Origin of the sequence: uncultured Planococcus sp., from assembly GCF_947501725.1 — a bacterium.
GTDB classification, from domain to species: Bacteria; Bacillota; Bacilli; order Bacillales_A; family Planococcaceae; genus Planococcus; species Planococcus donghaensis_C.
In genome coordinates, this window is sequence record NZ_CANMXD010000006.1 from 144186 (window position 1) to 156823 (window position 12638).

At 46.5% G+C, this 12638-nt stretch carries 14 protein-coding genes; 4 read left to right on the forward strand and 10 right to left on the reverse strand.

The window, feature by feature from the left end:
* Window positions 1–34: 34 nt before the first annotated feature.
* From Q0785_RS10895 to Q0785_RS10905, 3 genes are all read right to left on the reverse strand, one after another.
* Window positions 35–1252 (reverse strand): MFS transporter, encoded by a 1218-nt coding sequence (locus tag Q0785_RS10895; protein WP_298829627.1) that lies wholly within the window; start codon window positions 1250–1252, stop codon window positions 35–37.
* 120 nt (window positions 1253–1372) lie between these two features.
* Window positions 1373–1684 carry a DUF3817 domain-containing protein gene (locus Q0785_RS10900; protein ID WP_223642567.1) on the reverse strand — a complete coding sequence of 104 codons (312 nt, stop codon included), beginning with the start codon at window positions 1682–1684 and terminating at the stop codon, window positions 1373–1375.
* 133 nt (window positions 1685–1817) lie between these two features.
* The gene (locus Q0785_RS10905) at window positions 1818–3011 is read right to left on the reverse strand and encodes a class I SAM-dependent rRNA methyltransferase (protein WP_298829629.1); all 1194 of its coding nucleotides are present in this window, start codon (window positions 3009–3011) and stop codon (window positions 1818–1820) included.
* Between the two features lie 118 nt (window positions 3012–3129).
* On the opposite strand from Q0785_RS10905, the gene Q0785_RS10910 reads away from it, so the two are divergent.
* The gene (locus tag Q0785_RS10910; RefSeq protein ID WP_298829631.1) at window positions 3130–3330 is read left to right on the forward strand and encodes a hypothetical protein; all 201 of its coding nucleotides are present in this window, start codon (window positions 3130–3132) and stop codon (window positions 3328–3330) included.
* Window positions 3331–3605: 275 nt separating this feature from the next.
* Here Q0785_RS10910 and Q0785_RS10915 read toward each other — a convergent pair whose 3' ends face one another.
* Together Q0785_RS10915 and Q0785_RS10920 are read right to left on the reverse strand one after the other, a co-directional pair.
* Entirely contained in the window at window positions 3606–3962 is a 357-nt protein-coding gene (locus tag Q0785_RS10915) for an STAS/SEC14 domain-containing protein (RefSeq protein ID WP_298829633.1), read from the reverse strand.
* Window positions 3963–3995: 33 nt separating this feature from the next.
* Window positions 3996–4352 (reverse strand): STAS/SEC14 domain-containing protein, encoded by a 357-nt coding sequence (locus Q0785_RS10920; protein WP_298829635.1) that lies wholly within the window; start codon window positions 4350–4352, stop codon window positions 3996–3998.
* Between the two features lie 241 nt (window positions 4353–4593).
* Here Q0785_RS10920 and Q0785_RS10925 point away from each other — a divergent pair, with 241 nt between their 5' ends.
* Complete coding sequence (locus Q0785_RS10925) at window positions 4594–5247, forward strand: GntR family transcriptional regulator (RefSeq protein WP_223642553.1); 654 nt, start codon at window positions 4594–4596, stop codon at window positions 5245–5247.
* Between the two features lie 106 nt (window positions 5248–5353).
* Here the strand turns inward: Q0785_RS10925 and brnQ are convergent, their stop codons facing one another.
* The 3 genes from brnQ to Q0785_RS10940 all read right to left on the reverse strand — a co-directional run bounded on the left by brnQ (window position 5354) and on the right by Q0785_RS10940 (window position 8715).
* On the reverse strand, window positions 5354–6724 hold the full coding sequence (gene brnQ / locus Q0785_RS10930) for a branched-chain amino acid transport system II carrier protein (RefSeq protein ID WP_298829638.1): 1371 nt from the start codon (window positions 6722–6724) through the stop codon (window positions 5354–5356).
* 276 nt (window positions 6725–7000) lie between these two features.
* On the reverse strand, window positions 7001–7780 hold the full coding sequence (locus Q0785_RS10935) for a glucose 1-dehydrogenase (RefSeq protein WP_298829640.1): 780 nt from the start codon (window positions 7778–7780) through the stop codon (window positions 7001–7003).
* Window positions 7781–7800: 20 nt separating this feature from the next.
* Window positions 7801–8715 (reverse strand): DUF2971 domain-containing protein, encoded by a 915-nt coding sequence (locus Q0785_RS10940; protein WP_298829642.1) that lies wholly within the window; start codon window positions 8713–8715, stop codon window positions 7801–7803.
* A gap of 258 nt (window positions 8716–8973) precedes the next feature.
* Here Q0785_RS10940 and Q0785_RS10945 point away from each other — a divergent pair, with 258 nt between their 5' ends.
* Window positions 8974–9348, forward strand: coding sequence for a CidA/LrgA family holin-like protein (locus Q0785_RS10945; protein WP_298829644.1), 375 nt, complete (start codon window positions 8974–8976; stop codon window positions 9346–9348).
* 2 nt (window positions 9349–9350) lie between these two features.
* Entirely contained in the window at window positions 9351–10043 is a 693-nt protein-coding gene (locus tag Q0785_RS10950) for an LrgB family protein (protein WP_298829646.1), read from the forward strand.
* Between the two features lie 61 nt (window positions 10044–10104).
* Here Q0785_RS10950 and Q0785_RS10955 read toward each other — a convergent pair whose 3' ends face one another.
* Complete coding sequence (locus Q0785_RS10955) at window positions 10105–11709, reverse strand: ABC transporter permease (protein ID WP_298829648.1); 1605 nt, start codon at window positions 11707–11709, stop codon at window positions 10105–10107.
* Window positions 11709–12626, reverse strand: a complete 918-nt coding sequence (locus Q0785_RS10960) for an ABC transporter ATP-binding protein (RefSeq protein WP_298829650.1) — start codon at window positions 12624–12626, stop codon at window positions 11709–11711. Before Q0785_RS10960 ends, Q0785_RS10955 begins: the two co-directional genes overlap by 1 nt.
* Between the last annotated feature and the right edge of the window lie 12 nt (window positions 12627–12638).

Consider the following 12638-nt stretch of genomic DNA (forward strand, 5'->3'; position numbering starts at 1 on the left):
CTCGTTTAACTCATTCCAACGGCCATATTCCCCTTTAAGGAGCGGCGACTATTTTCCGGTCACGCGGCAGCCACAGGCCGACCAAGCCGATAATCGGCAGGAAGGATACAACCACCATCGTTTCGTAGACACCGATGGCATCCATTAAAATACCGATGACGACAGCGCCGATAGCTCCCATACCAAAAGCCAGGCCAACGGTCAATCCAGCCATCGTGCCGATTTTGCTTGGCACGAGTTCCTGGGCATAGACGACCGTGACGGAAAAACTCAGCATAATGAAAAATCCGATTAATGCCAGGAAAATCAACACAGCGTAAAGCGGCAGGTACGGCAATAAAGCGGCAAGCGGAATCGGGACGATGATGGAAAGAAGAATAACGTTCTTCCGGCCAATTTTATCCGCCATTGGCCCTCCAAAGAAGGTACCGGCCGCTCCCACGCCAAGAAACAGGAACACATACAGTTGTCCTTGCTGAATCGTCAGACCATAAGATTCAATCAGATGAAAAATATAAAAGCTCGTCATATTGGTGACGTAGAAAGAACGGGCAAAAATAATGATCATCAGGAGAGCCAATGCGATACCCACTTGTTTTTTCGTCATTTCCGGCAGAGAAGACAATAATACTTTCTTCACTTTCTGAAGCTTTTCCTGCTCCAGCTGCTGCTTGTACCAGATGGAGATTTTCGTCAGGATAAAAATACCGAGCGCAGCGACAAACAGGAACAAAGCAGCGCCTATCTGGCCGAGCGGCACGAGGATGAAAGCACTGATCAGTGGAGCAAGCGCCTGGCCGGAGTTCCCCCCTACCTGGTAAATCGACTGGGATAAGCCTCGCTTGGACCCAGCCGCCATATAGGAGACACGTGAGCCTTCCGGATGGAAAACAGCAGAACCCAGACCCAGGAATATGACCGAAACGAGAATCATCCAATATTCAGGGGCAAACGCCAATCCTGCAATGCCGAAAAATGAGCTTGTCATGCCGAGCGGAAGTGCATAAGGCATCGGCTTTTTATCACTGATGAATCCCACAACCGGCTGCAGCAAAGATGCTACGATATTCAGCACAAAAGCGATCAAGCCCAACTGAGTGAACGTTAATCCGAGATCCGCTTCAAGTATCGGGAACATGGCCGGAATCACTGCCTGTAAAGAATCATTCAGCAAATGGCAGCCGCCAATCGCAAACATTACCGGATAAACTGGATTTCCGGCTAAAGAAGAAGAACTTATCGCTTTCGCCATGATGCTACCCCCATCCAAATCTGTAAATTACAATAGTTCCATTATAGAGGAGTTCGTCACCTTTCGTTAACCCCAAATAAAAACACCTGCAGAGAATCCTGCAGGTGTCTGGCGCATTATTTATGCAGCAGAAGTTTTCAGCTGCTGCCAATTTTCAAGCCGTTTATCTAACACGAAATTTCCGAATGGCAGGAAGGCCGAAGCAACGGCTCCGATGGAGAAACGGAACGGCCATCTGAAGATGAATGTCATGTAGACAGTCACTAAGATATAGACAGTGAACAGTGCTCCGTGAATCGGTCCGATCACGCTGACCGCCTCCGGAAATCCAACAAAGTATTTTAACGGCATTGCAACAAAAAGCAGGATCAATAACGAACCACCTTCAAGCAAGCCCATGAAACGAAATGTTCCCAATGCATTCTTAAACATCCACTATCCCTCACAATCTGCTTCCATTATAGAATCACAGCAGATTGCTGTACAGGGATTTGCGGAAGAAATGAAGCAGCATTTGGCTCCCTCTGCAATTTTTCGTCACAAACGCCGATCCAACATTTACTCCTCAGCCCAATTTTACGAAAAGAACTTTCAGGTAATCGCCTTCTTTAAATTCCTTTTGTACGCGAAAATCGCTCGGCAACGTGAATTCCTCAACAATGTTGTATTTTCTGCCAAGATCTTTAAAGGCTTTATCGATAAACCCTTTAAACTTTTTCATTCCAAAAGAGGCACTGTTGGTCGAAGCGATAATGACGCCATTTTTTTCCGTAATGGCAATCGCTTCTTTCATCAGATTTGTATAGTCCTTGGAAGTGCTGAAAGTATATTTTTTCGAACGCGCAAAACTTGGCGGATCCAAAATGACCACGTCGAACTTCAATTCTTTCCGCTTGGCGTATTTAAAATAATTGAAGACGTCCATGACCAGGATATCCTGGGTCTCGAAATCGATGCCATTGACGCTGAATTGCTCGATCGTCTTACTGGAGCTTCTTTTCGCCAGATCGACACTCGTCGTCTTCACCGCTCCACCAAGTGCTGCCGCTACTGAAAAAGCACCTGTATACGAGAAGGTATTGAGTACGGTTTTGCCTTTGGCATACTTCTGTTTAATGGCATTACGGACATCCCGCTGATCCAGGAAGATCCCCGTCATTGCCCCGTCGTTCAAGTAAACAGCAAAATTCACACCGTTTTCTTTGACGATCAATGGGAATTCACCGCGCTCGCCTGTAACGAAATCGTCTTCTTCAATATACTGCCCTTTTGTATCAAAGCGCTTTTTCTGGTAGACGCCTTTGCATTCAGCAACATTCTGAAGCGCCGCAATCACCTGGTCTTTAAAAGTATACATCCCTTCACTGTACCAGCTGAGCAGATAGAAGCCGTCGTAATAGTCGATGATCAATCCTCCGAAACCATCGCCTTCCCCGTTAAAGACGCGGAACGCCGTCGTTTCCGGATTGCTGAAAAACGATTTTCTATTGGCAATAGCTGTTGCCAGCTTGCGCTCAATAAAAGCCTGATCGATGGCTTCCTGTTCATCGCGCGTCAAAATCCAGCCAAAGCCTTTATTTTGCTGGCCATAATAGCCTTTCGCGAGGAACCGTCCCTGCTTGTCTGTCAGCTTCAGGATGCTGCCTTCAGTTTGCAGAACCTCCGGATTGTCCAATGCCTCTTTGGTGATCAACGGGTAGCCCTTGGCATATTCCGCCTTGAATTTATCTGTTATTTTAATTGAAATTTCCGATTTCATCATTTCTCATCCTATCTGTAAAACACCATTATGCTTTATAATTAGTGTATACGATAGCTGTCCTTATTCCCACCCTGGCCATGTGAATTTTCCAAGACTGCCCATAGGAGGAATCGCCATGAAGCAGAAGTTCCATGTCTACAACATTCTCTTGACGACCGGAGAATACCTGGAGAATATTCGTATTGAAGGGCCTTTGGAAGACCATTTCTCCGGTGTCGCGGTAAGTCTGTTCCCTGTCAAGGATATGGAAGGAAAAACGATTGTCCTGAGCATTTTTCATATCGTCAAAGCGGATTTGATTAAAGTGGAGGAATAAATCCTTTATCTGCAAAAAAAAGCGCTTCGCATGCGATCTGCGAAACGCTTTTTCAATGCTTACGAAATAAACTTTTCAGCTTTTCCATTTAGTGTCCAGGCTCCAACGCCCAGCTTCTAGGGTCATAAGCCACTCTGGCTGGGCGGCTGAAAAAACGCCGCTTCGCCAGCGCGTCTTATGCCCGTCGAGGGCCCGCAGGATGCGGGTCAGCTAACCGGTGCGATAGGAAGTCGCGTTTTTAGGTTAGCATCTGCTGCAGGGCGCTTGCGCTTTTCCTACTCCTGGATCCATTCCCAGGCTTCATTCATTTCATCCATTTGGAAATGCTTGACTTCAAGTTTCGGCAGCAGGCTTTCCATTTCCGCCAACTGCTCCTTCAAGTGAGTGGAGCTGATGACGGCGAATTTATGGAATTGGTTCCATGCGTCCATATTCACCTGCATGCTTTCTCCAAGACCCGTAAAAACAGTGTCTTCAACGCCATTGATCACTGCATAAATATTGAACTTACCTTTGTCTTCAAACTTCTCCTGAATAATCTTATCAATCTTCAAGGCATCTTCACGCGTTGCTGTTCCTTCGAATTCAATCGCAATGGTTTCTGTGTCTTTACTCGGCACAAATGATAGCATATGTCCCCTCCTCCGGTTCGTTGTCTAGACTGCTCATTCTTTAATCCAGCTCCAGGCCTGCTCCATTTCATCCATACTGAAATGTTTGGCTTTGATGCCCGGGAGAAAATCACTGATAGTGGTCATCGTTTCAAGCCAGTTCTTTTCACTGACGACAGCTAACTTATTGTATTGGCTCCAACGCTTCATATCGATTTTGGCCTCTTCCATAAGTGCTTTGGCTGTCGGCATCTTCACTTCCCGCATGATGGCATAGGCATTAAACGGCTGATCTTTTGAAAAGTTCTCTTCAATCGATTGCTCCAGCTTTTGCAGGTCTTCTTTTGTCACCGTCCCACTCACTTCAAAAGCGAGGGTCTGTGAATCCTGACTCGGAATAAATGACAGCATTTCTATTCCTCCTCATCCATTATAGGTCTGATGTTACTTTTCCTATTCCCTATTTGGCAGCCAGCAAACGGCAGCCCATAGACATATCGATGCTATTCACTGATATATTGCATAAAATATTTCATTGGTAGTCTGAATTGGTGTATAATGGGACAAACAACATCCTCACACTTAGCGGGAACTTTTCAATCGTGGTTCCTCGGAGCTTTATAAAAAAAGCAGTAAAAAAGGAGAGCTTTCAATGCCTATTCCAGTCGATCATTCGAAACCTGTTCGTGTCTCAGCAAAAGAAAGCGCTTATCTTCAATTGCAGCAATGGATTATTGACGGCACTCTGCAGCCAGAAGAAAAGTTAATCGATACGGAACTGGCGCAAGCTTTAAGCTTAAGCAGAACCCCTATCCGTGAAGCACTTCAATTATTGGAAGTTCAAGGATTTGTCGAGATGTTTCCTGGCAAAGCCACTCGTGTCACGAATATAAAAAAAGATGACCTTAAGAATCTTCTGCCGCCTCTTGCTGTTCTGCAGGCACTTGCAGCCGAGCTGGCCATTCCCAATCTCGATGATCAGACGTTCCAATTAATGCATGAAACCAATGAGCGGTTCATCAAAGCGATTGATAGCCAGGACGGTTTTTCAGCTTTAAAAATTGATCAGGAGTTCCATCAGATCATCGTTGATGCTGCAAATAATTCTTATATCCATTCAATGCTCGGCAGCCTTCAATCCCATGTCAGAAGACAATTTTTCCATCATTCACTGATGTTGACCAAAAGCTCCTACGACGAGCATGTCCAGATCATTCAAACGCTGAAGGAAAGAGATCCGGAAAAAGTGTCACAGATCATGAAATCCAATTGGGTACGCACCATAGAAGAGCTTACGGCTGTATAAGTGTTTAAACAATTGAAAAAGCTGTATCAAAAGCGAGGGGGCTTTTGATACAGCTTTTTATTTTGCAGCTGATCCGGTTTTCCGGACCAGCCATTGTTGCCGATGATTAAGCGTTGTGTTGAGCCGTTTGGACCTTCACATGTTTCTTGCTGCGGGCAATGACAGTCGTAATTGCAATGACGATCAATGCAGGCAAGAGCCATCCAAGACCGTTGTTGTAGAGCGGCAAGGAAGCTGTATAAAAATCGACAATTGCCTGCAGCCAAGTCGGATTAGCGACACCCAGCGAAGAAGTCAAGGTCTTCAATCCGTCGATGATGCTGATGAAGAACGTAACTACGATTGTCGATACGTAAACCAACTGAGCGTGTCTGAACAATGGCGACAAGAAAGCCAAAATGATCAGCACGATCGCCAATGGGTAAAGGAACATCAGGACAGGAATCGAATACGTAATGATATTCGAAAGGCCGGCATTGGTGACAACCAGCGAAAAGACAGAGAAAATGACCACATAAGTCTTGTAACTGATTTTCGGCGTCAGTTTATGGAAAAATTCAGCATTGGCGACTGTTAAGCCGATTGCAGTTGTTAAACAAGCCAAGATGATGATGACCGCCAATAAAGTGGCACCGAAAGTTCCAAAGTAATGATTAGAAGCTCCACTTAAAACAGGTCCGCCTGTATCCAAAAGACCCAAAGTCCCTGTACTTGTCGATCCCAGTAAAGCAATCCCCGTATAGACGATTGCTAAAATCGCCGCTGCCACCACTCCACTTTTCAATGTAGCAGTCAAGACGCCTTTAGGTGAAGTCACACCCAGTTTGCGGACAGCTGAAATGACAATAATTCCGAAAACCAATGAAGCGAGTGCATCCATCGTGTTATAACCTTCCGTGAAGCCGGTGAAGAACGCATCGCTTGCGTAAGCCGGCTGCGGCGCTTCCTTCTGGCCCATCGGATTTACAAAAGCTGTAACCAATAAAGCTCCCAACGTAAGAAGAATTGCCGGTGAAAGAACCTTGCCGATACTGTCCACCATTTTTGATGGGTTCAGTGAGACAACCAAAGACACGGCAAAGAAGATAAGAGAGAATACAAGAAGGCCGATTACGGCATTCCCTTCTCCAACAAATGGTGCAATCCCCACTTCATATGAAACTGCGCCTGTTCTTGGCAATGCGAAGAAGGGTCCGATTGTCAAATACAGCATGGCTGTAAAGATCAGTCCATATACCGGATGTACGCGGCTCGATAAATCCTGCAAGTCGTTGCTTTTCGAATAACCGATTGCCAATATTCCAAGCAAAGGCAAACCGACACCGGTAATCAGGAATCCGAATATCGCTATCCAGACATTCGTTCCTGCGTATTGCCCTAGCTGAGCGGGGAAAATTAAGTTTCCTGCTCCAAAGAACAATGCAAACAACATCATCCCTACTATTGCATACGATTTAAATGACAACTTACTATCCATTTCCATTTCCTCCTAAATTTAAAGCCGGTGGCTTGAATCGTCTTATCCATAATCTTGAAATAATACATTTTCGTTTTAAAAAATGTATGCGATATATTGCATAAAGTAATAATACAACAAATCGTTTAAAAAGCAAGCTTTATAATTCAAAGTTTTCTTAAATTCTGTCTATTTCGGGAATCGGAATTTTAACGTCGTTTTTTCAATATAGTATATATGCTTGCCATTGCATAAAAAAACACACAGGAGCGATTCTTCCTGTGCGGTGTACAATGATTATTTGGATAATTGAGACGGATATAAGGTCATACCGCCGTCTACAAATAATGTGGTTCCGGTGACATAAGCGGCTTCTTCAGAAGCCAGCCAGGCAGCGGCTGCAGCAATATATTCAGGCTTCCCTACTTTTTTCATCGGGATTTTCTGCAGCGTCTTTTCCTTTTCTTCCGCGTCCTGTTTGTCTGTCGGGTTGCCAGGAGTAGTAATGGTTCCAGGCGCAATGCCATTAATCCGTATACCCAGTTCTGCATATTCCAGCGCCAAAGTTTCTGTCAGCATTTTCAAGCCGCCTTTTGTGACACCGTAGTGAACATTCTCCACTTTCGGAATGATTTGATGGACACTCGAAATATTGATGATGCTGCCTTTTACTTTATTGGCCTTCATCCAGCTCAATGCTTCCCTGCTGGCAATAAATGCACCTGTCAAATTGACATCCAGCACACGCTGCCAATTTTCCAATGTCAGTTCGTCGGAAGGAGCTGGTTCACTGAATCCCGCATTGTTCACCAATACATCCACGGAACCAAAATGATCGAGTGCCGTTTGAATCAGCTTTTTAACACCTTCTTCTGTCGAAACGTCCGCTAGTACCGTTGCCGCTTTTCCACCCTGCGCTTCTATTGCTGCAGCCGCTTCTTGTGCACCTTCAGAATCTGTCAGATAATTCACTACGACATTCATCTTCTCTTTGCCGAAACGCTCGGCGATGCCTTTGCCGATCCCTTTTGAAGAACCTGTCACAATCGCTGTCTTGCCTGCCAATTCCGGATACATACCACCACTCCCTTTTGTCTTTAATACCTAAGAGCCGCAACGGATTTACTGACTGAAATCCGCTCCAAATCATAGCCTTTGCTCCTTACGTAATGTTCAATTCCACTTTTGGCGATATCGATATTGTTCTTGGGGCCTATTGTTATATGGCTGATCGGCAGCTTCTCTTTAAACTCCACTTCTATATAAGGAATGATCACGCCGTTCCGGGCCCGAAATTTCACTTGTTCTCCAACTTCTTTCCTGTCGATGATGGCAATTCGGTACTCCTCTTCACTTTTAAAGGTGGCATCCTTAAAAAAGATTGCGCATGAGGCGATCATTGAAAAGAAATGATCCGCCAAGACTGCTGTCACTTGTTCCGCTTGATAATCACTGACAAGCTCAAAGCTTTTCAACAGCAGTTCCCGTAAGATGGTTTCCTGTTCTTGCCTGCTATAGACAACAAGTCCGTGCAGCGCCCCGGTATACAGCTGGTGTTGATTGATCTTCCCCAGAAGCTCGTCCGCCGAGAATCCGATATTATAGCCATCTCCTTTTGCATAGTTATACCAAAGAGCCAGCGAATCTTCTGTTTGTGACATTGAAAAGATATAGACATCAAAACCGCTTCCTGCAATTTTCTTCATAAAATCATCTAAGGTCAGATGCAATTGTCCGACGAACAGCGCCCATAAAGCTCCTTGGTCCGGAACTTCCACCTTTGCCAGCACATTTTTTAGAATACCTGAAAAATAGATCAGTTCACTGGAGTCGTTCAGAAAAGTCCCTTTGCTCATCCATAAACGGTTGGTCTCGATCATGCCCATCAAACTGTTCAAGCTTGTATTATGATATAAGCTATTTTCAGTTCCCTGGACTTTTTTTATCCGAGTATTAAAGCCATTTACCGCATGCTGCTCCAATTGTTTCGCTAAATTTCCCTCACTTTTCATAGAGCTGCGCCCCTCTTCACCACTAGAATCCAGTAGGCTTCCATCCTTTTGCACCTCCGCTGCTGATTCAAGCTTTTTCCTACTCTATACCCCCTTGCCAAAAATCAAAAAGGGATGGCTGGAATTTTTCTGTCATTCAACGAGAAGCGGAAGCGGACTGGAATCCGTTCTCGCTTTTCGAATGAAATGCTGTAAAATAACTAATTATGGAAACATTTAGACTTTCATCTCATAACTAATCGGAAGGTGGCGTTCCCTTTGAAAATCATTAGCATCATTCTTCAGCTTCTCGCCATCACCGGCTTTTATTTGATCGGAGAAGCAGTACAGGACTTTTTCAATATTCCGTTGCCAGGAAGCATCATCGGTTTCCTTTTGTTGTTTGCTGCACTTATGCTGAAAATCTATCCACTCCAATGGATCGATTCCGGAGCGCATTTCCTGCTGGCATTCCTTTCCCTTTACTTTATCCCGGCTACCGTTGGCGTTGTTGAATACGGGGAGTTGTTTTCAGGGAAAGGCATGCTGCTGATTCCGATCGTGATAATCAGCACATTTCTCACAATGGCGGCTGCGGGGTGGGTCAGCCAATATGCCGCGAAAGCAAGTCCCGAACGAAAGGAGCGATCCTGATTATGGAATTCAATCTGCTGGCCGCTTTTTTCGCAGTTCTGACCGTTGCGATTTACTTGCTGACCAACTCCTTGTATCTAAAATACAGAAAGACCTTACTGAATCCGGTACTTGCTTCTACAGCGATCATCGCCGTCATTTTAGTAGTGGGAAACATTCCTTACGATACATATATGATGGGCGGAAGCTGGATCGGCACACTCCTCGGCCCTGCAGTTGTCGCCTTGGCCGTACCGCTCTATAAACAAAGGAATTTGCTTTTCACTAACCTGCTGCCCATTGTTTCAGGTATTGCGACAGGCGTAGTTGTTGGGATGGCAAGCGGAATCCTGTTTACTCAGCTGTTCCGCTTTTCAGAAGAGCTGATTCTGACAGTATTGCCGAAGTCACTGACGACTCCAGTCGCCATGCAGGTTGCCGGCAACCTTGGCGGTATCCCTTCACTAGCTGCGGTTTTCGTTATGGTGGCGGGATTCACTGGCTATATCGTCGGGCCCGCCCTGCTGGACTGGCTGCATATTGACTCGGCGATCGGCCGCGGCATCGGCCTTGGTACTTCGGCACATGGCATGGGAACTGCAAAAGCATTTGAATATGGCCAACAGGAAGCCTCGATGAGCTCGGTTGCGATGACCTTGAGTGCAGTATTCGGCGCTTTATTAGGCCCGGTAGCTGCTTGGCTGCTGCTTTTGTAAAACCTAAAAGAGCCCTCTTTCCAAACTGGAAAGCGGGCTCTTTTCATCGTGTTCAAACCTATCATCTTCCAATATCCCGGCGATTGAATCCAACGAAGCCAATTACTGTCAGAATTATTGCCACTACTGTCAGCATGAGCGCGTTGAGATAATTCATTTCTTCAATCGGTATTTCAGACACATAGCCGAAAGGCGTCAATTTCCCTACCCATTCCGGAAACTGGAACAGGCCGCCCAAGTAAATGACGAAAAATGAGAAAGCCAGATACAGCCACATGGCACTGGCCAGATTCGGAGCCCAGCCAAGAAGCACCACCGCCAAGCCGATCATGGCAAGCATCGCAGGCAAGTAAGCCATTGCGGAGCCATAGTACATGCCCAGCGACAGCTGCTCATCCATCATGGCATTCCCCACCAATCCAAGGCCAAGCGCCGCTAAAGACAGCATGATGAATCCGGTCGAAATAGACATCACAAGGTAACTGCCCATGACGTGGTTTCTGGAAACCGATCGGCTTACGACATGTTCAAGCCGATCGCTTTTTTCCTCAGTCTTCAGTTTAAGAACAGCCAACAACACAGGAATGGTCCCTAAAATAGCCATGACAGCCATCAGCACCGGAATAAATTGTTCTGTCAGTGAAAATCCTTCTGCTTGAACAATCATTTGCTGCATCAGGTCAATGTCTTCAAAAAACAACTCCAGGTCTCCAAGAACCGAACCATACGAAGCACCGATCAGCAGCAATCCCACTGCCCAGGCGATCAGTCCGGTCCGCTGTAGCCGGAAGACAAGTCCGAATGGGCTTAACAGTGACCTGGAGGCATTTGCCTTTCCAGCCCGTGAAGGCAGAAAACCAGAGCCGAGATCGCGAATGGAATTGAGATACAAAGCCAATGCCATCAACAGCACTGCTCCCGCCACCGTCAACAAAATCGGCCACCAATAATTATTCACATAAGCTTCAGACCGCAAAATCCAGCCAAGCGGTGAAAACCAGGACAAGGTTTCGTTTGTCACGTCCCCGATAGCCCGGATCATATAGGCCAGCAGCAAAACGGTGATTGACAGGCCAAGCGCAGTTCTGGCATTTGGCGACAGCTGTGCACAGACAGCCGCAATGCCGGCAAAGACCATTCCGGTGGCCCCCAAAGCAGCACCGTACACAAGCGACCCCTCCAGATCCACACTGTCAATGCCTAAAGCGGTTAAGGAAAAAGCAGTTAACAGCGCCAGAACAATATTGGCGCCAGTCAATACCAGCAAAATCGACAGGAGATTCGACAAGCGCCCTACAGGCAAAGAACGGACCATTTCAATGCGCCCATCTTCTTCGTCTGTCCGCGTATGGCGGGTCACCAGCAAAATGCTCATCAAGCCGACCACCACTGCAGTCATCAACAGCATCTCGTGGGCTGTCATGGCTCCGACCGTATAATTATCGAGCCCATAACCTGGCCCCACCATTGCAGTCATGGCTGGATTTCGCATCGTTTCAGCCATCGCCTGCCGCTCTTCTTGGTTCTGATACAGTCCAACAAAAGCTAAAGTGATGATTGCGGAAACAGCTGCAAATGACACCAGCCAGATGGGCAGGCGCAGACGGTCGCGACGCAAGACAAAACGAATCAGCGTTCCGGTGCCATCAAAAAGATGTCTGGTCATTACGATTCGCCTCCTGCTCCTGATTCCACCGCTTTGCCGGTTCCCTCATAATGGCGCATGAACAGCTCTTCCAGAGTTGGCGGCGAGCTTTCGATGCGGCTCACGCCAAAGCGGCTGATATAGCGGATGACATGATCCACTTCGCTTGTTTCGACCTGAAAGGACAGGGCCGAACCTTTCTGCTGGATGCCACTGACTCCTTTGAGTTCTTCCAGACCGGCAATCGGCTCTTTGGTTTCGACCAGCAGAATCGTTCCCGTCAAATGCCGAAGTTCTTTCAGCGTGCCAGTTTCAATGATTTTCCCTTCGCGGATAATCGCCACTTTGTCACAGAGCTTTTCAACTTCCGACAAGATGTGGCTGGATAACAAAATACTTTTCCCTTGTTTTTTCGCTTCCGTCGCATATTCCTGGAAAACCCGTTCCATAAGGGGATCGAGTCCAGAAGTCGGCTCGTCCAGGACATACAGATCCACATCGGACGAGAATGCTGCAATTAAAGCCACTTTCTGTCGATTCCCTTTGGAATAGGTACGGCATTTCTTTGTCGGATCCAAATCGAATTTCTGGATCAATTCCTGCCGCCGGTCCAAATTATTACCCCCACGCAATTTAACGAACAGATCAATGACTTCTCCTCCTGTAAGGTTTGGCCATAGATTGATATCCCCCGGCACATAAGCCACTCGTTTGTGGATTTCCACGGCGTCTTTCCAGGAATCCTTTCCGAAAATTTCAGCACGGCCGTCAGTAGCTTTCAAAATACCGAGAAGAACACGCAGCGTCGTTGACTTTCCTGCTCCGTTCGGTCCGATGAAGCCGTAGATCTCCCCTTCACCCACTTCAATGTTCACTCCGTCCAAAGCCGCAAAATCCCCAAACTTCTTCGTCAGATCGATCGTTCTCAAAACTGTCATGGCTAACCCTCC

Excerpts from the sequence above, each read along its gene's own strand:
- Q0785_RS10895 (WP_298829627.1), bottom strand. The coding sequence starts at position 1,252 with ATGGCGAAAGCGATAAGTTCTTCTTCTTTAGCCGGAAATCCAGTTTAT.
- Q0785_RS10900 (WP_223642567.1), bottom strand. The coding sequence starts at position 1,684 with ATGTTTAAGAATGCATTGGGAACATTTCGTTTCATGGGCTTGCTTGAA.
- Q0785_RS10905 (WP_298829629.1), bottom strand. The coding sequence starts at position 3,011 with ATGAAATCGGAAATTTCAATTAAAATAACAGATAAATTCAAGGCGGAA.
- Q0785_RS10910 (WP_298829631.1), top strand. The coding sequence starts at position 3,130 with ATGAAGCAGAAGTTCCATGTCTACAACATTCTCTTGACGACCGGAGAA.
- Q0785_RS10915 (WP_298829633.1), bottom strand. The coding sequence starts at position 3,962 with ATGCTATCATTTGTGCCGAGTAAAGACACAGAAACCATTGCGATTGAA.
- Q0785_RS10920 (WP_298829635.1), bottom strand. The coding sequence starts at position 4,352 with ATGCTGTCATTTATTCCGAGTCAGGATTCACAGACCCTCGCTTTTGAA.
- Q0785_RS10925 (WP_223642553.1), top strand. The coding sequence starts at position 4,594 with ATGCCTATTCCAGTCGATCATTCGAAACCTGTTCGTGTCTCAGCAAAA.
- brnQ (WP_298829638.1), bottom strand. The coding sequence starts at position 6,724 with ATGGATAGTAAGTTGTCATTTAAATCGTATGCAATAGTAGGGATGATG.
- Q0785_RS10935 (WP_298829640.1), bottom strand. The coding sequence starts at position 7,780 with ATGTATCCGGAATTGGCAGGCAAGACAGCGATTGTGACAGGTTCTTCA.
- Q0785_RS10940 (WP_298829642.1), bottom strand. The coding sequence starts at position 8,715 with ATGAAAAGTGAGGGAAATTTAGCGAAACAATTGGAGCAGCATGCGGTA.
- Q0785_RS10950 (WP_298829646.1), top strand. The coding sequence starts at position 9,351 with ATGGAATTCAATCTGCTGGCCGCTTTTTTCGCAGTTCTGACCGTTGCG.
- Q0785_RS10955 (WP_298829648.1), bottom strand. The coding sequence starts at position 11,709 with ATGACCAGACATCTTTTTGATGGCACCGGAACGCTGATTCGTTTTGTC.
- Q0785_RS10960 (WP_298829650.1), bottom strand. The coding sequence starts at position 12,626 with ATGACAGTTTTGAGAACGATCGATCTGACGAAGAAGTTTGGGGATTTT.